Annotated in this window: 23 protein-coding genes; 15 read left to right on the forward strand and 8 right to left on the reverse strand. The window is 64.4% G+C overall.

Annotated elements, in window-relative coordinates:
- Positions 1 to 158 precede the first annotated feature (158 nt).
- The gene (locus LRP30_RS28510) at positions 159 to 2,630 is read right to left on the reverse strand and encodes a TonB-dependent receptor (RefSeq protein WP_249756887.1); all 2,472 of its coding nucleotides are present in this window, start codon (positions 2,628 to 2,630) and stop codon (positions 159 to 161) included.
- A 163-nt stretch (positions 2,631 to 2,793) separates the two neighbouring features.
- On the reverse strand, positions 2,794 to 4,152 hold the full coding sequence (locus tag LRP30_RS28515; RefSeq protein ID WP_249756888.1) for a histidine kinase: 1,359 nt from the start codon (positions 4,150 to 4,152) through the stop codon (positions 2,794 to 2,796).
- A 194-nt stretch (positions 4,153 to 4,346) separates the two neighbouring features.
- Here LRP30_RS28515 and LRP30_RS28520 point away from each other — a divergent pair, with 194 nt between their 5' ends.
- Together LRP30_RS28520 and fghA are read left to right on the forward strand one after the other, a co-directional pair.
- Complete coding sequence (locus LRP30_RS28520; RefSeq protein WP_128939281.1) at positions 4,347 to 4,967, forward strand: response regulator transcription factor; 621 nt, start codon at positions 4,347 to 4,349, stop codon at positions 4,965 to 4,967.
- A gap of 70 nt (positions 4,968 to 5,037) precedes the next feature.
- Positions 5,038 to 5,883 (forward strand): S-formylglutathione hydrolase, encoded by an 846-nt coding sequence (gene fghA, locus LRP30_RS28525; protein ID WP_249756889.1) that lies wholly within the window; start codon positions 5,038 to 5,040, stop codon positions 5,881 to 5,883.
- Between the two features lie 161 nt (positions 5,884 to 6,044).
- Here fghA and LRP30_RS28530 read toward each other — a convergent pair whose 3' ends face one another.
- Positions 6,045 to 6,614 (reverse strand): DUF3280 domain-containing protein, encoded by a 570-nt coding sequence (locus LRP30_RS28530; protein ID WP_249756890.1) that lies wholly within the window; start codon positions 6,612 to 6,614, stop codon positions 6,045 to 6,047.
- Between the two features lie 59 nt (positions 6,615 to 6,673).
- Here LRP30_RS28530 and LRP30_RS28535 point away from each other — a divergent pair, with 59 nt between their 5' ends.
- The 6 genes from LRP30_RS28535 (at position 6,674) to LRP30_RS28560 (ending at position 11,718) form a co-directional block, all read left to right on the forward strand.
- The gene (locus LRP30_RS28535; protein ID WP_249756891.1) at positions 6,674 to 7,855 is read left to right on the forward strand and encodes an ABC transporter substrate-binding protein; all 1,182 of its coding nucleotides are present in this window, start codon (positions 6,674 to 6,676) and stop codon (positions 7,853 to 7,855) included.
- A gap of 193 nt (positions 7,856 to 8,048) precedes the next feature.
- Positions 8,049 to 9,008, forward strand: coding sequence for a YVTN family beta-propeller repeat protein (locus LRP30_RS28540; protein ID WP_249756892.1), 960 nt, complete (start codon positions 8,049 to 8,051; stop codon positions 9,006 to 9,008).
- Complete coding sequence (locus LRP30_RS28545; RefSeq protein ID WP_128945326.1) at positions 9,005 to 9,811, forward strand: ABC transporter ATP-binding protein; 807 nt, start codon at positions 9,005 to 9,007, stop codon at positions 9,809 to 9,811. The genes LRP30_RS28540 and LRP30_RS28545 overlap by 4 nt, the downstream gene beginning before the upstream one ends.
- Positions 9,808 to 10,656, forward strand: a complete 849-nt coding sequence (locus tag LRP30_RS28550; protein WP_130211771.1) for an ABC transporter permease — start codon at positions 9,808 to 9,810, stop codon at positions 10,654 to 10,656. The genes LRP30_RS28545 and LRP30_RS28550 overlap by 4 nt, the downstream gene beginning before the upstream one ends.
- Positions 10,653 to 11,261, forward strand: coding sequence for a hypothetical protein (locus tag LRP30_RS28555; RefSeq protein WP_128939286.1), 609 nt, complete (start codon positions 10,653 to 10,655; stop codon positions 11,259 to 11,261). The genes LRP30_RS28550 and LRP30_RS28555 overlap by 4 nt, the downstream gene beginning before the upstream one ends.
- A 151-nt stretch (positions 11,262 to 11,412) precedes the next feature.
- Positions 11,413 to 11,718 carry a copper-binding protein gene (locus LRP30_RS28560; protein WP_128939287.1) on the forward strand — a complete coding sequence of 102 codons (306 nt, stop codon included), beginning with the start codon at positions 11,413 to 11,415 and terminating at the stop codon, positions 11,716 to 11,718.
- Positions 11,719 to 11,956: 238 nt separating this feature from the next.
- Here LRP30_RS28560 and LRP30_RS28565 read toward each other — a convergent pair whose 3' ends face one another.
- Both LRP30_RS28565 and LRP30_RS28570 read right to left on the reverse strand, forming a co-directional pair.
- A complete protein-coding gene (locus tag LRP30_RS28565; protein WP_249756893.1) occupies positions 11,957 to 12,514 on the reverse strand; it encodes a PQQ-dependent catabolism-associated CXXCW motif protein in 558 nt (185 codons plus the stop codon).
- Complete coding sequence (locus LRP30_RS28570; RefSeq protein WP_128945322.1) at positions 12,511 to 13,395, reverse strand: substrate-binding domain-containing protein; 885 nt, start codon at positions 13,393 to 13,395, stop codon at positions 12,511 to 12,513. Before LRP30_RS28570 ends, LRP30_RS28565 begins: the two co-directional genes overlap by 4 nt.
- Positions 13,396 to 13,522: 127 nt before the next feature.
- Between LRP30_RS28570 and LRP30_RS28575 the strand changes: the two genes are divergently transcribed.
- Together LRP30_RS28575 and LRP30_RS28580 are read left to right on the forward strand one after the other, a co-directional pair.
- Positions 13,523 to 14,449, forward strand: a complete 927-nt coding sequence (locus tag LRP30_RS28575; RefSeq protein ID WP_249756894.1) for a quinoprotein relay system zinc metallohydrolase 2 — start codon at positions 13,523 to 13,525, stop codon at positions 14,447 to 14,449.
- A gap of 42 nt (positions 14,450 to 14,491) precedes the next feature.
- On the forward strand, positions 14,492 to 15,310 hold the full coding sequence (locus LRP30_RS28580) for a quinoprotein dehydrogenase-associated SoxYZ-like carrier (RefSeq protein ID WP_249756895.1): 819 nt from the start codon (positions 14,492 to 14,494) through the stop codon (positions 15,308 to 15,310).
- Between the two features lie 180 nt (positions 15,311 to 15,490).
- Here LRP30_RS28580 and LRP30_RS28585 read toward each other — a convergent pair whose 3' ends face one another.
- Positions 15,491 to 15,850: a hypothetical protein gene (locus LRP30_RS28585; RefSeq protein WP_128932465.1), complete on the reverse strand. Its 360-nt coding sequence runs from the start codon at positions 15,848 to 15,850 to the stop codon at positions 15,491 to 15,493.
- A gap of 87 nt (positions 15,851 to 15,937) precedes the next feature.
- Here LRP30_RS28585 and LRP30_RS28590 point away from each other — a divergent pair, with 87 nt between their 5' ends.
- The 5 genes from LRP30_RS28590 to LRP30_RS28610 are packed head-to-tail and all read left to right on the forward strand — an operon-like array spanning position 15,938 to position 19,618.
- Complete coding sequence (locus tag LRP30_RS28590) at positions 15,938 to 16,936, forward strand: ABC transporter substrate-binding protein (protein ID WP_249761847.1); 999 nt, start codon at positions 15,938 to 15,940, stop codon at positions 16,934 to 16,936.
- 1 nt (position 16,937) lies between these two features.
- Positions 16,938 to 17,675, forward strand: a complete 738-nt coding sequence (locus tag LRP30_RS28595) for an ABC transporter permease subunit (RefSeq protein WP_091896428.1) — start codon at positions 16,938 to 16,940, stop codon at positions 17,673 to 17,675.
- A complete protein-coding gene (locus LRP30_RS28600) occupies positions 17,665 to 18,393 on the forward strand; it encodes an ATP-binding cassette domain-containing protein (RefSeq protein ID WP_128945320.1) in 729 nt (242 codons plus the stop codon). The genes LRP30_RS28595 and LRP30_RS28600 overlap by 11 nt, the downstream gene beginning before the upstream one ends.
- 47 nt (positions 18,394 to 18,440) lie before the next feature.
- Positions 18,441 to 19,244, forward strand: coding sequence for a pentapeptide repeat-containing protein (locus LRP30_RS28605; protein ID WP_164939442.1), 804 nt, complete (start codon positions 18,441 to 18,443; stop codon positions 19,242 to 19,244).
- A 26-nt stretch (positions 19,245 to 19,270) separates the two neighbouring features.
- The gene (locus tag LRP30_RS28610; RefSeq protein WP_091896460.1) at positions 19,271 to 19,618 is read left to right on the forward strand and encodes a hypothetical protein; all 348 of its coding nucleotides are present in this window, start codon (positions 19,271 to 19,273) and stop codon (positions 19,616 to 19,618) included.
- Between the two features lie 9 nt (positions 19,619 to 19,627).
- On the opposite strand, the gene LRP30_RS28615 is transcribed toward LRP30_RS28610, so the two are convergent.
- Complete coding sequence (locus tag LRP30_RS28615; protein WP_128939293.1) at positions 19,628 to 19,837, reverse strand: hypothetical protein; 210 nt, start codon at positions 19,835 to 19,837, stop codon at positions 19,628 to 19,630.
- Positions 19,838 to 19,956: 119 nt separating this feature from the next.
- Entirely contained in the window at positions 19,957 to 20,796 is an 840-nt protein-coding gene (locus tag LRP30_RS28620; RefSeq protein ID WP_249756896.1) for a hypothetical protein, read from the reverse strand.
- Positions 20,797 to 20,904 lie beyond the last annotated feature (108 nt).

Genomic DNA, 20,904 nt, shown 5'->3' on the forward strand with positions numbered 1-20,904 from the left:
CTCCGACGAACCGACGCAGAGACGGCCGGGGAGTTTCGTTAAAATTTTCGGATCATTTTCTATGGTTTCTGATCGGTTAAAGGTCTTTCCTTCCCTCCTGTTGTGGGAGAGGGAACGGAGCGCGCCCGACGAAATATCCGTCGCGCAATTCGTCACACTCAAAACGTCACTCGCATGCCCGCATAGAACGCCCTTGGCCGTGCCGGGCTGAGCGAGCGCGGGTCGGTGAACTCTGCGCCGCCATTGGTGAAGTTGGGCAAGGCTTCGCGGTCGAAGAACTGGCCGTAGGTCGCGTAACGCTTATCGAAGACGTTGTCGACGCGGCCGTAGAGCTGGACGTTCTTCGTGACCTGATAGGAGGTGTGGAGATTGAACACCGTGTAGGACGGTAGCTTCGCGAACTGGTTCGACTCGTCGCCGACCAGATACTGGCTGGAGACGAACAGCGCGTTGCCGCCAACCTTCCAGACGTCGGTCACGGCGTAGTCGACGCCGATCTTGACGCGATGGCGCGGGATTGCGGGGATCTGGTTGCCGGGCGAGACCTGGATGGTCTCGGTGACGGGATCCCTGAACGGGCTCTCCGAGCCGAGTTCCAGCGGATCAAGGAAGCGCGCGTCGAGGAAGGCGTAGCTCGCCTGAAACTGGAGCGTGGGAGACTTGATGCTGACTTCGGCTTCGAACCCCTGCCGGCGCGTCCGGCCGACATTGGAAAAATAGCCGAAGCCGGTGCGCCCGACGGCGGGTACCGCAACAATGTCGTCATAGTTGGTGGCGCGGAAGCCGCCGATCTTCCAGCCGAGCGTGCCGATGTTCAGCTCCTTAGTGCCGCGCAGGCCCGCTTCTACTGTCTTGGACACGACCTGCTTCAGCGGCGGGTCGGAGACGAGAAACGCCGCAAGCAGGCAGGGACGGGCTGGATCGGCACAACCGAGCTCGAGCGGCGTCGGCACGCGGTTGGCCTCGGAATAGCCGGCATAGGCGGTCAGCTCGGGCGTGATCTTGTAGGTGCCGCCAACCACCGGATTGAACCGGGTGAAGGTGTGATCGCCGTTGAGGTCGGTCCCGAGCTGATCTTCCAGCGTGATGCGCGCCACGTTGAAACGGCCGCCGCCGGTGATGGCGAAGGCGTCCGTGACGTTGAACGTATCCATCGCGTAGATGCCGTTATACTGGTTGACGGTCCGCAGCGAGACCGGACCGGCAACCGGGTCCGGCGTGCCGGTCGCTCCCAAGAAGACGCCGCTGCCGCTGACGACGTAGTTTTCTCCGATCGAGCCGATCTCGGCGGTCGCAGTATAGCGCGTGACACTGGCGTCATAGGTTGCGCCCATCACGAAGCGGTTGTCGTGGCCGAACAGTTGATCGGTGTTGGTGGCCTGTCCCGACACGCCGAGGGTGGTCGACCTTATCGTGCTCCGGTCGATCTCGCCGAGGATGGTTCCCGAGGCAAAGGGATTGGCGAGCTGAAGACCGTTCGTGCCGTTCGCCGGCGTCGTATCGTCGCCGAAGCACAGCAGCCCTGCAATGGCACATTCCTGCACATCGGTCGGATTGCCATCGACGAGCTTCTGCTCGTAGCGGCGCACATGGGCGGTGCCTTCGAGCGTCCAGGTCGGCGTCGCATCGACCTTGCCGGTGAGGTTGAGATAGCCGACGCGATTGCTCGTGGTCTGCGGTGTGGTGTAGGTCGCGCCCCAATATTTGTCGAGCAGCTCGGCCGGAACGGTGGCGCTGGCGCCGAAATCGTTCTTGGCGACGCCCATGTTGGCGTGGAATTCACTGTCGCCGGCCTTGTAGCCGACATCGCCGTAGAAGCGCCGCACGTCCGATCGGGAGAAATTGCGGAAACCGTTGTCGTGCAGGCCTTCGAGCGCGGCATAGACGCCAAAATTCCTGTCGACCTGCTTGCCCCATTGTGCTGAGCCCTGGATGCGACCGAACGAGCCGCCCATGACATCGAGCTCCGCACCCTGATAGGTGAAACCGTCCTTCATTTGCAGGTTGATGGCGCCGCCCAGCGCGTTGAGGCCGAAGGCGGGATTGTTGGTCACCAGCGTCACCGACCTGATCGCGGCGGTTGGGATCAGGTCCCAATTGACGGCGTCGGAGAAGGCTTCGTTGATGCGGACGCCGTTTTGGTACACGGCGAGGCCTTGCGGCGTGCCGGTCACGGGCGAAGCGACGAAACCGCGGAATTCGACATCGGGCTGAAACGGATTGCCGGTGACTTCGCTGATATTGACGCCGGCGATGTTGTCGCGCAGCGCATCGGTGACGTTGAGCGAACCGGTGCGCCTGATCTGGCTGGCATCGACGGCATTGATCGCCGACGGGACCTTGTCGACATCGAGACCCCGGCCGGTGCCCGGCGCGGTCGGATAGACGTAAATGCGTGTCCTGGGGCTCGCGGACGACGGCGCCCCGACGCGCGCGACCGGTCGCGACGGCGCAGTGCGCTTCGCCGTCGATGGCGGTGGTGCGGTCACCTCGACCGGCGGCAGGTTCTGAACGTTGGTCTCATCGTCCTGCGCCGCCCCGGCAGGGCCTGCAAAGACCAAACCCGATATCAGCCCCGTCGACACCGAGGCCATCAACAAACGACGCTTGAACGAAAGACCCTTGCCCATCCCCGCCTTCCCATCCGTGACCACCGGCTGTTTTGATTTTCGCCGTTTGGTCGAGACAAGTGTAATCAGCGGCAGTGGGTGCGCCAGCCACAAAAGGTCGGGAGATATCCGCACCCGTTTTCCCGACCAAATCGGGAATTCTTCCCGATGATCTCGGGCGCGATCAGGCCGCCGCCGTCGGAACCAACGCCTCGACGGTCAAACCGCTCTCGCCGGAGACGACATTGAGCGTGCCGCCCAGCGCCAGGATCCGCTCGCGCATGCCGACGAGGCCGAAACCGAGCTTCTGACCCGGCTCCATGCCGCGGCCATTGTCGCTGACCCTCACCCGGGCGCAGACGCGGCCATCGCGCGTCGCCAGCACCGCCGGTTCAATGATGACGTTGACCGAGGTCGCGCCGGCATGGCGGAACACGTTGGTGAGCGCCTCCTGCACGATGCGGTAGATGGTGAGGTCGGCGGTCTCGCCGGTCGCGCCCAGCGCAGGCGAAATCGAGGTCTCGATCGTGACCTCGGGATGCGACTCCCGCCATAGCCGCGACAGCGATTCGAGCGCCTGGCGCAGGCCGAGCTCGGCGAGGCCGACGGGCCGCAGTCGCTCCAGCACGCGGCGGGTGAACTGCTGGAGCGCATTGATCTGCTCCAGCAAGGCGCTGCCGTGCTTGCGGACGGCCTCCGCACTCGGCGCACGTCCGTCCGCCAGCTTCGCCAGCGCGCTGGCATGGGCGCGCAGCGAGAACAGATACGGCCCGAACTCGTCATGCAGCTCGCGCGCGATCTCCTTGCGCTCGACGTCCTGGAGCGACACCGCACGCTCGGCAAGGCGCCGCTTGTCCTCGACCGCCTCGCCGAGCGCTGCTGCGAGATGATTGAGCTTGCCGCAGATCGCGGCGAGTTCGGGCGCGCCGCCCGGCGTGACCCGCGCGTCATAATGCCCGCCCTCGATCTCGGCCATCGTCTCGGCCAACGACTGGAGCGGCACCAGCGCCCGGCCGACCACATTCATCATCACCAGGAACAGCACGAACGCGATGACCGAGCCGACCTCGAGCTGGGTCACGATGCTGTCCCAGATTTCGGCCATTTCGTCGTTCGGATGCGAGGTGATCACGAGCGAGCCGGGCTTGCCATGGATCGAGACGGGCACGCTGACCGCGGTCTGCTCGGGATGAACCAGGCTGACGAACCAGGCCGGCGGCCCGCGCGTGTCGGCGTCGACATCAGACCGGGGCGGCGTCAGCGGATTTCCGCCGGCATCCCGTAGCGCGATGCTGACATGGCGCAGACGGCTGAGATCGCGCGCAATCTGGTTCAATCTCGCATCCGGATCGGGTGCCTCGTTGAGATCGGCAACGATCATCTCGATGAACTCGCGCGCGAGCCGGATCACGCTCTGGTCCTCGGCCTGCACGCGCGGCCCCGCCTCCGCAACCTGGCGGCCGATATTGACGGCGAGCCCGAGTGCCAGCAGCAGCGCCAGCAACAGGTTGATGCGCCCGCGCAAAGATAGGTTTTGCCACATTGGTATCGCTCGTGCCCCGCGAAGGTTTTGCCCGCGCCTGTCCGATGACGTTGACAGAGGCGAAGCGGCGGATATCTAATCGGAAGCGTACAGCAATCCCGGCCGGGTTGCATGAGGCGACATAAGACGCGCGCGTCTTGCCTAGTCGGCTTCATGCGGCGCAGAACAGGCCTCGGCTGTCGCGGGGAACGCCTATGCGCATTCTGATCGTCGACGATCATCCCATCGTCGCCTCCGGCTGCCGTGCCGTGCTGGCCGACGAGGGCGAGATCGAGATCTTGGAGGCCGCCGACGCCGAAGACGGCGAGTGCGTCTTCATCGTCGAGCGCCCCGACCTCTGCATCATCGACATCAACCTACCGACCGTCTCCGGCTTCGAGCTCGCGCGCCGCATCCTCGAGCGCGCGCCCGAGGCCCGCATCATCATGTTCAGCATGAACGACGATCCAGCCTTCGCCGCGCGCGCGATCGAATGCGGCGCCAAGGGCTACGTCTCCAAGACCGGCGACCCCGACGATCTCGTCGAGGCGATCCGCGCTGTCGGAAGCGGCGGCACCTATCTGCCGAGCGCGATCGCGCGCAGCATTGCCTTTGCGGGACCGACGCTGGCGCAAAGCCCGCTGTCGAAGCTGAACGCGCGCGAGATGGAGATCCTGCGGCTGCTCAGCGCCGGAAAAAGCCTGTCCGAGATCGCCTGGCTGGTGCAATCGTCCTACAAGACGGTGGCCAACACCTCCTCGATCATGCGACAGAAGCTCGGGGTGAAGACCTCGGTCGAGCTGGTGCGTCTGGCGATCGACAGCGGCGTTGCCTGACACCGCCACAAATTTCGGTCACACAAGCGTTGCAATCTTGATGTGGTGAGATGCCACGGAGCTTTTGGGCATGACGATTCAGACTGTCTCGACGAACAAATCCTATGGCGGCGTGCAGGGCGTATACCGCCATGCGAGCCAGGCGACCGGAACCGACATGGTGTTCTCGGTCTATGTCCCCCCGCATGCGGATGGCGCCAAGCTGCCCGTGGTCTGGTACCTCTCCGGGCTCACCTGCACGCATGCCAACGTCACCGAGAAGGGCGAATTCCGCAAAGCCTGCGCCGAGCTCGGCCTGATCTTCGTCGCGCCCGACACCTCACCGCGCGGGCCCGACATACCTGGGGATGCCAACAACGCCTATGATTTCGGCCTCGGCGCCGGCTTCTACGTCGACGCGACGCAAGAGCCGTTTGCACGCAACTATCGCATGTGGAGCTACGTCACCGACGAGCTGCCGAAGCTGGTGGCGGAGAATTTTCCGGTCGATGCCAAGCGGCAATCGGTGATGGGCCATTCGATGGGCGGCCACGGCGCGCTGACGGTGGCGCTGCGCAATCCGCACCGCTACCGCGCGGCAAGCGCCTTCGCCCCGATCGTGGCGCCCTCGCTCGTGCCCTGGGGCATCAAGGCGCTGACCGGTTATCTCGGGCCCAACAAGGACACCTGGCGCAGCCACGACACGGTGGCACTGATCGAAGACGGCGCGAAATTCTCCGGCTTCCTGGTCGACGTCGGTGAGGCCGATAATTTCCTGAAAGAGCAGCTCAAGCCGGAGCTGCTTGAAGCCGCCTGCACCAAGGCGAGCATCCCGCTGACGCTGCGGCGCCAGGCAGGCTACGACCACAGCTACTATTTCATCTCGACCTTCATGAGCGATCACCTGCACTGGCATGCGGAGAGATTGAAGGGGTGAGCTTTCTGCTCTCCCTCTCCCCGTTCTTACGGGGAGAGGGTTGGGGTGAGGGGCCGCCTCCGCGAAAACGGTAACAGTTGGAGCCGCGGAGACTCCCCCTCACCCGGAATTTGCTTTCGCAAATTCCGGCCTCTCCCCGCAGGCGGGGAGAGGCGAAGACCTCACGGCCGCCCGTAATTCGGGGCCAGCAAGCGGTTGCGGATCAGATAGCTCATCGTTCGCGTCCAGGATTCATCGCTGTTGCCGCGCATGTCGGCGCTGGCGACCGTGATCATGGTGCCGGTCTTCACGTCGCGCAGATAGATGTTCAGGTTGATGATCAGGCTCGAGACCTTCTGCACGAGCCCGGTGATCTCCAGCTCGGCGCCGAGCTGCCCGGCCAGCTTGAGGTCGCAGCCGCCGCAAGCCTGTAAGTTCGCGTGACGGGCGGCATCCCTGATTGGGGCGATGTCGAGCACCTGGAACCTGCCTGAATCAGCCAGCTCCTTGCGCAGCTGCTCGCTGATGCGCTCCAGCCGCGCCAGCTCGGGCCTTGAGCCGTAGAACTCGCCAGGCAGGCTGGTGTCGATCAGCTCGAAATCGAACACCGCCAGTTTCGGCGGGTCGGCGAGCGCGACCGATCCGGTCAATAGCAAAGCGGCGAGACATATCAGCGCTCGCACGATCGTGATTCCAGTCCCCATACGCGCGAGGACGAAATGCGGGGTTGCATGCCCTGACAAATTGGTCATGCTTTAGCAGAGACAATTCTCCAACGGCGGTCAAGCCGGAGAGATCGTCCGGAGGAAACATGATCCGATGGTTGGTCGGCCTGATCGGCTTGGGTGTTGCCGCGACGAGCGCGCTCGCGGCGGACCCTGTTACGATCGGCGTCGGCTATCTCGGCGTCGCCGGCACCAGATCGACGCTGTCGCTGGTCGAGCAGCCCGCGGAGAATGACGGCTTCGCCGGCGCCCGTCTCGCCATCGAAGACAACAACACCACCGGAAAATTCCTGGGCCAGCGCTTTACGCTGGAGGAGCGCCGCATCAAGGAAGGTGAGGATCCGGTCCAGGCCGCGACCGTGCTCGCCGAGAAGAACGGCTTCGTCATCGCCGACCTGCCAGCCGATGCGCTGCTGAAAGTCTCGGATGCGCTGCGGGAGCGCGGCACGCTGCTGTTCAACGTCGGCGCAATCGACGAGCGGCTGCGCGAGGCCGATTGCCGCGCCAATGTCATCCACACCGCGCCGACGCGCGCGATGCTGGCGGATGCGCTCGGGCAATATCTGGTGTGGAAGCAGTGGAAACGCTGGCTGCTCGTGGTCGGCTCGCATGACGAGGACAAGCTGTTCGCCGATGCGCTCCGGCGCACCGCAACGCGGTTCGGCGCCAAGATCGTGCAGGAGCGCACCTTCGAGGACAAAGGCGGCGCGCGCCGGACTGACTCCGGCGTGACGCTGATCCAGCGCCAGATGCCGGTGTTCACGCAGCAGGCCGCGGCGTACGACGTGCTCGTTGTCGCCGACGAGAGCGAGGTGTTCGGCGCGTATCTGCCCTATCGCACCTGGGATCCCCGTCCCGTCGCGGGCTCGGCCGGCCTCGTGCCGCGCAGCTGGGATGCCGCGCAGGACCAGTGGGGCGCGATCCAGATGCAGAACCGCTTCGTCAAGCTGAATTCGCGGCGCATGACCGCGCTCGACATGCAGGCCTGGACCGCGGTGCGCATGATTGGGGAGGCCACCTCGCGCACCAATTCCGGCGACGTCAAGAAGGTCACCGACTTCATCAAGGGCCCGGATTTCTCGGTCGCCGCCTTCAAGGGGACGCGGCTCACCCTGCGCGACTGGAATCTCCAGCTTCGCCAGCCGATCCTGCTGGTCGACGGCCGCATGGTGGTGTCGGTGTCGCCGCAAGAAGGTTTCCTGCACCAGGTCTCCGAGCTCGACACGCTCGGCTACGACCGTCCGGAGAGCAAATGCAAGTTGAAATGAGAATCGTGAGATGAGGTCAAGCTGCCACCGCGACGACACTGCGCCCCCTCCCTCGCTTGCGGGGGAGGGTTGGGGAGAGGGTGTCTCCACGAAGAAAACTCCCCAAGCGGAGCGAGGCCTCTCCCGTATCGCATCTCACGATGCGATACGACCTCCCCCGCAAGCTGGGGAGGTAAGAACCGCCCGCCTGCGTATGCTGAAGGCAACGCTGCTTGTGGCTCTAGCGCTCGTCACAGCGCCCGCGCATGCGTTCATCGCCTATGTCTCGAACGAGAAGAGCAACACGGTGTCGGTGATCGATACCGACAGCTGGACCGTGACCAAGACCATCAAGGTCGGCCAGCGCCCGCGCGGCATCGATTTCACCCGCGACGGCAAGTTCGTGATGGTCGCGGTCGGCGACGACGACACCATCCAGGTGATCGACGCCAAGACGCAAAGCGTGGTGGACAGCCTGCCCTCCGGCCCCGACCCTGAATTGTTTGCCCAGGATGCCGCCGGAAAGGTCCTCTACGTCGCCAACGAGAACGACAATACGGTGACCGTGATCGATCTCGAGAAGCGCGCCCGGCTCAGCGACATCCAGGTCGGCGTCGAGCCCGAGGGCATGACCATCAGCCCCGACGGCAAAACGCTGATTAACACGTCCGAGACGACCAACATGGCGCATTTCATCGACACATCCTCGCGCCAGATCGTTGCCAATGTGCTGGTCGATGCGCGGCCGCGCTTTGCCGAGTTCAAGCATGACAGTTCGGAACTGTGGGTGTCCTCGGAGATCGGCGGCACCGTCTCGATCATCGATCCCGGGAAGCACGAGGTGATCGGCAAGGTCACCTTCGAGATTCCCGGCCTGCGGAAAGAGGCGATCCAGCCGGTCGGCATCGGCATGACCAAGGACGACAAGACCGCCTTCATCGCGCTCGGCCCCGCCAACCGCATCGCCGTGGTCGACGTCGCGACGCGCAAGGTGACGAAATATCTGCTGGTCGGGCAGCGGGTCTGGCACATGGCGTTCACGCCGGATGAAAAATACCTGCTCACCACCAACGGCGTGTCGAACGATGTGTCCGTTATCGACGTCGCCGCGCAAAAAGTGATCAAGACCATTCAGGTGGGCGAACTGCCCTGGGGCGTCGCGATCGCGCCATGACCAGCCCTGCCCCCACCCCTGAGCCGCGTGAGACGCCGAGGCCGGAAGCGGCCGCGGTGCCGGCGCTGTCGATCGACGGCGTCAGCCATTCTTACGGGCCGCGACGGGCGCTGACCGACGTCTCCTTCAACGTGCAGCCGGCGAGCTTCACGGCGCTGCTCGGTCTCAACGGCGCCGGCAAGAGCACGCTATTTTCACTGATCACGCGCCTGTTCGGCATCCAGCTTGGTCGTGTCTCCATCTTCGGTCACGACATCAGCAAGAGCCCTGGCGAGGCGCTGCGGCTGCTCGGTGTCGTGTTCCAGCCGCGCACGCTCGATCTCGACCTCTCGCTGACGCAGAACCTGCTCTATCACGCCGCGCTGCACGGCATCAGCCGGCGTGAGGCGGCTGCACGTAGCGCCGAGCTGCTCGGGCGCATCGGCCTCGAAGAGCGCGCCGGCAGCAAGGTGCGCGATCTCTCGGGCGGGCAGATGCGGCGACTGGAGATCGCACGGGCGCTATTGCACCGGCCGCGGCTGCTGTTGCTGGACGAGCCGACCGTCGGCCTCGACGTCAAGGCGCGCGCCGACATCATCGGCCATGTCCGCCAGCTCGTGACTGAGCAAGGCATCGGCGTGCTCTGGGCCACGCACCTGTTCGACGAGATCATGCCCGGCGACGATCTCGTGGTGCTGCACCAGGGCAAGGTGCTGGCGCAGGGCCCGATGAGCCGCGTCGTCACGGAAGCTGGCGCGCAGGACGTCAACACCGCCTTCATGCGCCTGACCGGCGCGCAAACCATGCCGGGAGGCGGCGCATGAGCAGCATCACCACCCGCGAAGCGCCGCGCGGCTTCTCGTTCGCCGAGTACATGACCTGCCTCACCGGTATCGTCTGGCGCGAGGGCCTGCGCTTCCTGCATCAGCGCGAGCGCTTCGTCTCGGCTTTGGTGCGGCCCCTGGTGTGGCTGTTCATCTTCGCCGCCGGCTTCCGCCAGGTGCTCGGCATTTCCATCATCCCGCCCTACGAGACCTACATCCTTTACGAGGTCTATATCGCGCCCGGCTTGATGGCGATGATCCAACTCTTCAACGGCATGCAGTCCTCGCTCTCGATGGTCTATGACCGCGAGATGGGCAATATGCGCACGCTGCTGGTGAGCCCGCTGCCGCGCGGGTTCCTGCTGTTCTGCAAGCTGCTCGCGGGCACCGCGGTGTCGCTGCTCCAGGTCTATGCGTTCCTCTTGATCGCCTGGTTCTGGGACATCACCCCGCCTCCATCGGGTTATCTCACCGTGCTGCCGGCGTTGATCCTGTCCGGGCTGATGCTGGGCTCGCTCGGCATGCTGATCTCATCCGGCATCAAGCAGCTGGAAAACTTCGCCGGCGTGATGAATTTTGTCATTTTCCCGATGTTCTTCGCCTCCTCCGCGCTTTATCCGCTCTGGCGGGTCCAGGAGGGCAGCCCTTATCTGTATTACCTCTGCGAGGCCAATCCGTTCACTCATGCGGTCGAGTTGATACGATTTGCGCTGTACGGACAGATCAACTGGGTCTCGCTGGCGGTGGTCGCGATCTGCACAATCGTCTTCATGATCGGTGCGATTTTCGCCTATGATCCGTCGCGCGGGCTGGCGCGACGCGGGCCTGCGGGAGGCGAAGGATGAAGGTTCTGATCCTGGCTGCCATGGCAATTGCGCTGTCGAGCACGGCCGCGCGCGCGGCCGATTCGCGCTATCCGGACTGGCCCTGCACCCAGGCCAAGGTGCCGGAGATTTCGCTGGCGGCTGTCTGGGCCGGCCCGCCGCTCGACGACGTCCAGAACAAATGGAAGGACGATGCCAAGATCAGCGCGCTGGTCGCAAAGCTGTCGGCGCGCAAGACGCCGCTCGACGAGGCCGAGAAGTCGGTGAAGGAGTTTCTGGCCGCCTCCGCGTCCGACAAGACCGCGAATGCCAAATTGCTGTTTGCCGGCCTGTTCGACACGCTCAACGCCCAGCGCTCCCAGGTGATGAACGGGCTCGAACGCGTCAGCCGCAAGCAGCGCGAGGCCGCCGACAAGATCCGTGAGGAGACGCTGGCGCTCCAGGCGCTCCAGGGCGCAACGCCGCGCGACGATGCCAAGGTCGAGGCGCTCAGCAACGAACTGATCTGGAAGACCCGCATTTTCGAGGATCGTCACAAAGTGGTGCGATTCGTCTGCGAGGTTCCGACCACGATCGACCAGCGCCTGTTCGCGCTCGGGCGCGTGATCCAGCAGGAAATGGAATAGCGTCAGCCTCGCTGACGGCTCACCAAAGTTCCCGTGATATCAGCGCGATCGTTAACCTTTTCGCCGCGCTGTCTGGCGGAACCAAATCACTCCAGGATGTCTTGTCGAAGTCAATCCAAAGACATCCAATCCAGCACATCGGGAGGCCTCGATGGGAACAACAAGATTCATCTTCGCGGGCGCTGCGGTCATCACCATGCTCGCATCCAGCGCCTTTGCCGACGACATGACCGGAATGGTCACGCGGATCGATCGGCTCAATGGCACGATCTCGATCCAGCAGACGCAGAAAGGCACGGTCGGCGCCAGCTCAGGCAACGCCGGCGCGCTCCAGGAGTACAAGGCGAAGGACGCCGCAATGCTGGACGCCGTCCATGCCGGCGACAGGGTGAGTTATGCAGCCACCGAGACGAACGGGACCGGCACGCTGACGAAGTTGGAGAAGCAGAAGCCGTAGCACTGGTCCAGATCGTCATTGCGAGCGAAGCGAAGCAATCCAGAGTTCCTCCGCGGAATGATTCTGGATTGCTTCGCGGAGCCTGTCATCGGGCCGCGCTTCGCGCGGACCCGTTGGATCGCAATGACGAAGGGGGAGCGCTGTGTCTATTGCTGACAGCGCGATCGCGGAGGCTCCCCTCACCCCAACCCGACCCTCTCCCCGCAAGCGGGGCGAGAGAGCGCACCTCGGCCAATCGTTACTGCTCCGGGCGCGGCTCGGGCTGCGCTTCCTCGGTCGGGAGTTTTGCGTTCTCCCAGCCGTCGGTGCCGTCCGGATACCAGGCGATGTTGGAATAGCCGTACGCCATCGCGCGCTTGGCGGCGTTCCAGGACATCCAGCAATCGGCCATGCAATAGATCACGAGCAGCGCGGCCTTGTCGCCGTGCGATGCAAGCGCAAGGCCGCGCTGGAGATAATCGTCCATGGCGGGCGGCAACGCGCCGTAGCCGGTGTCCGGCAGCCACAGGCTGCCCGGAATATTCTTGCGCGGCGCATCGCGCCAGACGGTGCCGGCGGGAAGGTTCTTCGGTTTTGGCGGCCGCGGCATCACGTCGACGAAGGCGCCGCTCCTCGCGCGCCAGATCGCCTCGGCCTCCGCCGTCGTCAGCACGCGCGCGCCGGCGAGCGTTGCCGGCACCGGCGCGCGGTAATTGTCGGTGCGATATCCCTCGGGCTCGAACGGCTCCTGCTGCTGCGCCCCTGCCGGCCCTGCCAGAACAGCGACGAGCAGCGCAACGGCAAGATGCCGCTTCATGGCGTCTTCTTGACCGTCTCCGCGCCGAGCGGCCGATCGCTCTCGTCGAGCAGCGGGACGCCGAAGTCGAGCAGGATCTTGTTGATCTCGCCCTGGTTCTCCTGGATCAGCTTGTTCAGCTGCCGCTTCCAGTTCTGGTCGGCCGGGCGCACGCCCATGCCGATGCGATAGACCAGCTTCGGCCCGGTGGTTTCTTTCACCAGTGGCGTAACGTGGAGCGAAGAGCCTATCTTCTTCGCATAGTAGCCGGCCATCGGGCCCCACAGCACGCCGGCGTCGATCTTGCCGGCGGCGAGATCGTCGATCATCGCCTGCGCCGAATTGTCGAAGCGGGTGTCGATCATCAGTGGATAGGGTTTTGCATCACCCATCAGACCGGCGATCGCCATGTTGGTCGCCGGCGGCGTGCCAGCGACGATGCCGACATGCTTGCCTTTCAGGCGCGCGTCCTCCAGCGTATCGACGTCCTCAAGCCCGCTGCCGGCTTTGACGACCAGCGCATAGGTCGTGCGGTAATAGGGATTGGTGCCCTGCACGAGGTCGTCGCCTTGCGGGAAGCCCATGATGACGTCGCAGCGATGCGCACCCAGCGTCATGCGCACGAAGCCGGTGGCCTGCGGGAAGAACACGTAGTCGAGCTTCTTCTGGAGCTTGTCAGCCAAGAACTCGGCGAGCTTGTTCTCGAACCCCTCGCCCTTCTCGTTGGAGAACGGCAAATTGCGCGGATCGGCGCAGACACGCAGCACCTTCGGGTCCACTAATTCGAAGGAGAGGTCGCCGGTGTCGTTGGTCTGCGCGATCGCAGCATCGCCGAACGCGCAGGATGCCATCAGGATCCACAGTGAAAACAACCAGCGACGATGTCGTCCGGCCTCCGTCATCGCGCTTCCTCCTCGTTTTGTTTGAATGTTATCCATGCAACGCATGACGCGCCAAGTTTTGCCAGCTTGGTGTTGGCTTGCTTTGCTGCAGCGCAATGCAGCAAACCCTCTGAACTGAGGCGGAAAAGTGTCTTACGTCGCTTCAATGATCGCAGCCTTGTCCCTGCTGGGGATCGTCACGCTAGCACGCGCCGAGGCATCCGAATTGCCTGTGAGCGAAGTCGCGCCGGGAATCTTCGTACACTCCGGGACCATCGCCCTGATGACCCGCGCGAACGAGGGCGACATCGCCAATGTCGGCTTCATCGTGGGCGATGATGCGGTGGCTGTGATCGATACCGGCGGCAGCTACCGCGAAGGCGAGGCGCTGCTGGCCGCCGTGCGGGCGAAGACGCCCAAGCCGATCCGCTACGTCATCAACACCCACGGTCATCCCGATCATGTTTTCGGCAATGCCGCGTTCGCCGCCGGAACCACCACCTTCGTCGGCCATAGCAAGCTTCCGCAGGCGCTCGCGGCGCGTGGGCCTTTCTATCTCGACAATTTCCGCCGCATCATGGGCAGTGAGCTGATTGATCCCGTGAAGATCATTGCTCCTACCCTGCTCGTTTCGGACACGACGACCCTCGATCTCGGGTCGCGCCGACTGATCTTGCGCGCCTGGCCGGCCGGGCACAGCGACGCAGATTTGACCGTGTTCGATGAGACGAGCAAAACCCTGTTCGCGGGCGATCTCGTCTTTCTCCGCCACATTCCGGTCATGGACGGCAGCATCCGCGGCTGGCTCGCCACGTTGAAGGGATTGGAGGCCGTTCCGGCGCTGCGCGTCGTTCCCGGTCACGGCCCCGTGAGCGACTGGCCTGCCGCACTGACCGATGAGCGACGTTACCTGTCGACGCTGCTGTCCGACGTCCGCGCTCTGAACAAGAAGGGCGAGCCGATCCGAACCGCCGCCGACAAGGCCGCCGCGTCGGAAAGGCCGCGCTGGGAGTTGTTCGAGGAGTACAATGCCCGCAACGCAACCGCAGCATTCTCGGAAATTGAATGGGAGTAGTGGGCACGCTACGATAGGCAAAACGCCCGCAGGACCGTAACCATGATGGCATGCACTCGCCGCCTGACCTTGACCGCCGTACTGCTCGGCATCGCCTTCGTCGTGCCGGCGCCGGCGGAAGAGGCCTATGATCCCTGGCCGGGCCTGGTGCAGGACATCTTCAATAGCCGTCCGATGAACGACGGCAGCACCGTCATCGGCATCGAGATGCCCTATCGCGCCGAGGACGCGGCCATCGTGCCGGTGACATTGCGCAGCAAGCTGTCACCCGGCGATGCGCGACGCATCCGTTCGATCACGCTGGTGATCGACCGCAACCCGGCGCCGATGGCCGCGAAGTTCGAACTCGGGCCGGATGCCAATGTCACGGAGATCTCGACGCGCGTGCGCGTCAACAACTACACCGACGTGCATGCGGTGGCCGAGCTCAGCGACGGCCAGCTCTATGTCTCGAAGGTCTATGTAAAGGCCTCCGGCGGCTGCTCGGCGCCGGCGGGCAAGAACATCGAGGAAGCCAGGAACCGGCTCGGCCAGATGCGCTACCGGCAATTCGCACGCGAGGAGGCGCCGGCGAGTCGCGTGCGCGAGGCGCAGATCATGATCGGCCATCCCAACAATTCCGGCCTGCAGATGGATCAGGTCACGCAGCTCTATATCCCGGCCTTCTTCATCAACCAGCTCAAGCTGACGCAGGACGACAGCCCCGTGCTGTCGATGGAGGGCGGTATCTCGATCTCGGAAGATCCCAATCTGCGCTTCACCTATGTCTCCAACGGCGCCAAGCGCTTTCGCGCCGAGGCAAAGGACACCGATGGGCACGTGTTCCGCAACGAGTGGGACGTGGAGAAGCCGGGGACGTGAAGATTTCTTACCCTCTCCCCCTGTGGGAGAGGGTGCCTCGCGAAGCGAGGCGGGTGAGGGGTCTCTCTCCGCGAGCGCAACTCTCAACGTCTGAGCAGGAGGAGAGATACCCCTCATCCGGCGCTTGGCGCCACCTTCTCCCACAAGGGGAGAGGGATGACACCGTCTGTGCCGCGATAGCTAAAAACACCTCACCTCGGCTTCCGCCTGCGCGCGCCTCAAATCATTCACCGCCGAGTTCGCCTGCTCCGAGGTGCGGAACTGGACGCCGAGATTACCGCGCACCTGGGACATGCTGAGCGCGGTCTCCGCGGTGACGTAGCGCGCATAGGGCACGATCGAGGCGACCACGTCGATCGAGCAGGAACATTGCTCGATCGTAGACCGCGCCTCGCCATTGGCCTTCATGCAGCCATAGACGTACTCGGCGCGCGCCGACGTCGGATAATCATTGGCATCCTCGGCCTGCGCCGCGCATGTGGTCGCCGCCAATACCGCCATTGCGGCGACAATCGGTCGTAGCCGTCCCGCCAGTTTCATGCACATCCTCCCGATGGTTGCGACCAAAGCTATGCTATGCGTATTGTCCTGAAAAGCACTCCGTCAGAGGAAACGGCTCACAAGGTGATGAGAGCACTTGGTGCGACAAAGGTACTTGGTCGAACATTGGCGCTCGCGGTGGCGCTGGCGTTGACGCTAGCCGCACCCGGCCGCGCCGCGGAGACCATCCGCCTTGCGGTGCAGAAAACCGGAACATTCTCCTGGGAGCTGGCGGCGATCCGCGCGAACGGTCTGGACAAGCAGGCCGATTTGTCGCTGGAGGTCAGTGAGCTCGCGAGCACGGAAGCGGGCAAGATCGCGATGCGCGCAGGCAGCGCCGACATCATCCTGTCGGACTGGCTGTGGGTATCGCGCGAGCGCGCGCTCGGCGCCAAGCTCACCTTCTATCCCTATTCCAGCGCGCTCGGCGCGGTAATGGTGCCGGCGGCTTCGCCAATCAAGACGCTCGCGGACCTCAGGGGACGCAAGCTCGCCGTCGCGGGCGGAGCGATCGATAAGAGCTGGCTGATGCTCCAGGCCCGCATGAAGCAGGACGGCATCGACCTGAAGTCTGCGGCGACCATCGTCTATGGCGCCCCGCCCCTGATCGCCGCCAAGGCGCTCGACGGTGAGATGGATGCGAGCCTCAACTTCTGGAATTTCTGCGCGCAGCTCGAGGCCAAGGGCTTTCGCCGCCTCGCCGGCATCGAGGACATCCTACCAAAACTCGGTGCCAAGGGCGCGGTCGCCGCGGTCGGTTATGTCTTCGACGAGAACTGGGCGGCAAGCCATCGTGACGCCGTGGCGCGATTCATCGCGATGACGCGGAAGGCCAAAGAGCTGCTGGTGACCTCGGACGCGGCCTGGGACAAGATCGCACCGCTTACCGGCACCACCGATCCGGCCATGCTCAAGACCTATCGCGACCGCTATCGCGACGGTATCCCGCGCCGGAGCATCGGCGACGAGGAGGCGGATGCGCGCGTGCTCTACCGCGTGCTCGCCGAGATCGGTGGCCGCGACCTCGTCGGGCCGGCGGCCGAGCTCGATCCCGGCACCTTCTATCACGCGGTCCCCGGAGACTGAGGTGCTGCGTCTTCTGTCGTTTGTCCTGTTTCTCGCAATCTGGTGGATCGCCGCGCTGTTCGCCGGCGGCGCAAAGCTGCCCTCCCCGCCCGCCGTGCTCCAGGTCATGATCGCGGAGGCCGCGAGCGGCGCGTTGTTCCTGCATCTCGGCGCCACGCTGGCGCGCGTCACCCTCGCCTTCGTGCTGGCGATGTCGCTCGGCAGCGCCATCGGCTATCTGATGGGACGGGTGAAGCTTGCCGACCGGCTCGGCGATCCCTGGCTGATCCTGCTGCTCAATTTACCCGCCTTGGTCGTGATCGTGCTGGCCTATATCTGGGCTGGCCTCACCGAGGCCGCCGCGATCGCGGCAATCGCCATCAACAAGCTGCCGACCGCCATCGTCACCTTGCGCGAGGGCGCGCGCGCGCTCGACCGCTCGCTCGACGAGATGGCGAGCGTATTCGCGATGCCACGCTGGCGTGCCTTCCGCCACGTCGTGCTGCCGCAGCTTGCGCCCTATATCGCAGCCTCTGCGCGCTCCGGATTGTCGCTGGTATGGAAGATCGTGCTGGTCGCCGAGCTGTTGGGCCGTCCGAACGGCGTCGGCTTCGAGATCGGCGTCGCCTTCCAGCTGTTCGACACGCCGCGGCTGCTCGCCTATTCGCTGACCTTCGCCGCAGTCGTGCTCGTCATCGAAACCTTGCTGGTGCAGCCGTTCGAAGCCCGCGCAACACGGTGGCGCCCCCGTGCGGCTTGAGGTCGAGATCATAGGCAAGACGTTCAAAAGTGCCGCCGGCGGAACGCACGAGGTGCTGGCGCCGGTCAAGTTCACGCTTGAATCCGGCGAGGTCGGTGTGCTGATCGGCCCCTCCGGCTGCGGCAAGAGCACGATGCTGCGCATCATCCTGGGGCTCGATCATGAGTTTCAGGGGCGGATCGAACGGCCGCCGCAGGCGCGGATCGGCATGGTATTCCAGGAGCCGCGGCTGCTGCCGTGGCGTTCGGTCGAGCAGAATGTGCGGCTCGCTGCACCCGATGTCACCGATGCCAGGCTGTCGGAGCTGTTCAAAATCCTGGAGCTGGAGGCACATCGCAGCCATTTCCCCGGCGAATTGTCGCTGGGGCTTGCCCGGCGCGTCGCGCTGGCCCGCGCCTTTGCCGTCGAGCCGGATATTTTGGTGCTTGACGAACCGCTGGCATCGCTCGATGACGCTCTCGCTGGACGCCTGCGGGATGAGATTGCGACGCTCGTCGCGAGCCGCCCAGTGATGACGCTTTTGGTGACACACAGCCTGGACGATGCAGTGCACCTAGGCGATCGGCTGTTCTTCCTGTCGCCCCGGCCAACGCGGATCGTGGCAGAGGTACCTATCGACATCCCGCGCGACACTCGCGGCGAAGCCGAGATTGCGGCCATCAAGGCCGGCCTCGCCCAACGAACTCAAGGCGACCGCGCCGAGCGAGATATCTCATAGCCGGTCGCTTGGCGGATGTGCTAGATAGGCTGGCAGCGGAGTTGATGATGACGCGGACGGTCGCCCTCTCAACGCTTGCAACGCTTGGTCTTGCACTCGTCACGATGACGGCGGGCGCGCAGGACATGATGCGTGACGTCGACCTCACCTCCCCCGCGATGGTCTCGGCCGAAATGACCAGGCCAGAGGTCGAGGCCGTGCTGGCCAAAGCGAGCGCCGCGCAGCCTGCCGATTTCACCGGCAAACGCCTGTCGGGCCTCGATCTCTCGGGGCTGGACCTGTCCAACGCGGTTCTCCGCGCCGCGCGGCTCAACAAGACAATACTCCGAGACGCCAAGCTCGACCGTGCTATCCTCGATCAGGCATGGCTGCTGGATGCGGATCTTACCGGCGCAAGCCTGAAGGGCGCCAATCTGTTCGCCTCGCAAATGGCCCGCGCGCGTCTCGACGGCGCGAACCTGTCGGGAGCGCGCATCGCTGCCGATCTGACCGGCGCAAGCATGGTCGGCGCCTCAATCGCGGACGCGAAGCTTGGCGCCGACATGCGCAACCAGTCGATGGGGCTGATGCGCGCGATGCTCAGATCCGCCAACCTGGAACGGCTGGACGCGCGCAACGCCGATTTGTCGCGCGTCGACCTTCAATTCGCGGCCCTCAGGGGCGCCGACCTGAGCGGCGCATCACTGAAAAACGCCGAACTCGGCGGAGCCGATCTGACCGGCGCCATCGTCATCGACGCCGATTTCGACGGCGCCGATCTCGTCTCGGCGAAGCTGATCGCACCGAACGGCCTTGACCGCGCCAAAAATTTCGACAAGGCAAAGAACCGCGAGCGCCTGATCAGGGAATGACGGCCCGCCTTTGGGAGGACTGGCTGATGCGTTGGGTTCTAGCTTTGATCGCGTTGTTGACGCTTGCCGGCGAAGCCGCCGCGCAGGCCAAGGGCAAGGGCATCCGGCTCTGGAATCTGACGACCGAGACGATCTCCGGCTTCCAGCTCGCTCCCGCCGGCAGGACCGACTGGGGTCCGAACCAATGCTTGAACGACAAGGACAAGGAGGTCGACCACGACGAGCGGCTGCGCATCACCGGCGTCGAGCCAGGCCATTACGACGCCAGGGTGAGCTATCCCAATGGCCGGCAGTGCATCGTCCGCGGCATCGAGATCAGGGCCGACGCGGTGTTCTCAATCGCCGATAAGGATTTGAAGGATTGCACCAGGTAGCGCCGCCGCTCACGCCTTGTCATGCGTGTGCGGATATTCGCAGCGCCACCGCACCGCATGCCACTTCGGATGTTCGCCGACCCATTGCGCGATATAGGGCGGCGCGGCCATCGCGCATTGCCGCGGCGACCCGGAATAGTTGAACACCAGATGCTGCTCCTCGCAGGTCGCAGGCGAGAGCACCGCACACACAGTCACCACCAGGTCAATCGGGTTCATGCCGGGATCCTGTCGCAAGAGGCGATGGAGATTAGCACGAAAGGATACGTTCCAAGGAGCGGGAAGTTTCAATCCGGGGCTGAAATTGGAGTGTTTTCCTTACCTTGCGCACTTGCGCCCTAAAAGTTGACCCCGAACACAACCCTCGCCTGGTGGCGCTCGAAATTGACGAGGTCGAGATTGGCGGATGACCCGGCCGGACGTCCCCAGGCCTGCATGCTCCAGCTCAAGGTCAGGCGCGAGCGCTCGGAGAGCTGGAAGTAAGCGGTGGGGCCGACGAATAGGGCTTGGCCCGAAAACTCGCCGAGGCCAATGCCTTCGTATTGCCGGAAATAGCGCATCTCCCCGCCGAGCAGCACATTGGGCCGCACGCGCACCATGCCGGCGAACGCCGCCCCGATCGTCGAGCTCTTCTCGGAGAGTCCAGCTACCTCGAAGCGCGCCCATTCCGGCTGATAGATCAGATTGAGCGCAGCGATGGCGAAGTTTGGCACGAGCTCGCGGTCGAAGGCGAGCGTGAAATCAGTGCCGTACATCCGTCCCTTCGCGCCGCTGGTCTCGTCGATGCGGCTGCCATGGAGCTCGGCGGCGACAGTCAGGCCGAACGGCGCGTGCTCGCGGTCGAGCAGGCGATAGCGCAGGTCGAGCGAGGCGCCCTGGAAGTTGAACTGGCGGCGATCGTCGATGTCGGGGACGCCGGTGATGTCGTGCAGGCTGGCGGTGCCGCCGACCTCGATGCGGAAGTTCGGCAGCGGCACCACCTCGATCTCGACCTCCTGCGCGAGCGCGCGATAGGTCCCCCCGCCCTTACCGAATCGCCCCGTCGTCTCGCTCTGGAATTCGCGCTCGCCGACAGTGCCGACATCGGTGCCGATCATGAAACCGAAGATGTGCTCGGTATCGAAGCCCTCCTCGGCGTACGCATACGCCGGTGCCAGCACGCCCGCGCACGCAATCATCAGCCAAAATTTGCGAGCTCCGCCGCGCATCCCGTGCCCTGAAGACGCGCGCCCCCGCTTTGATGCGGCAGCAGCGCTGACCCGGCATCATCGTAACACACAGACCCG

Source organism: Bradyrhizobium sp. C-145, assembly GCF_023375135.1.
Taxonomy (GTDB): Bacteria; Pseudomonadota; Alphaproteobacteria; order Rhizobiales; family Xanthobacteraceae; genus Bradyrhizobium; species Bradyrhizobium zhanjiangense.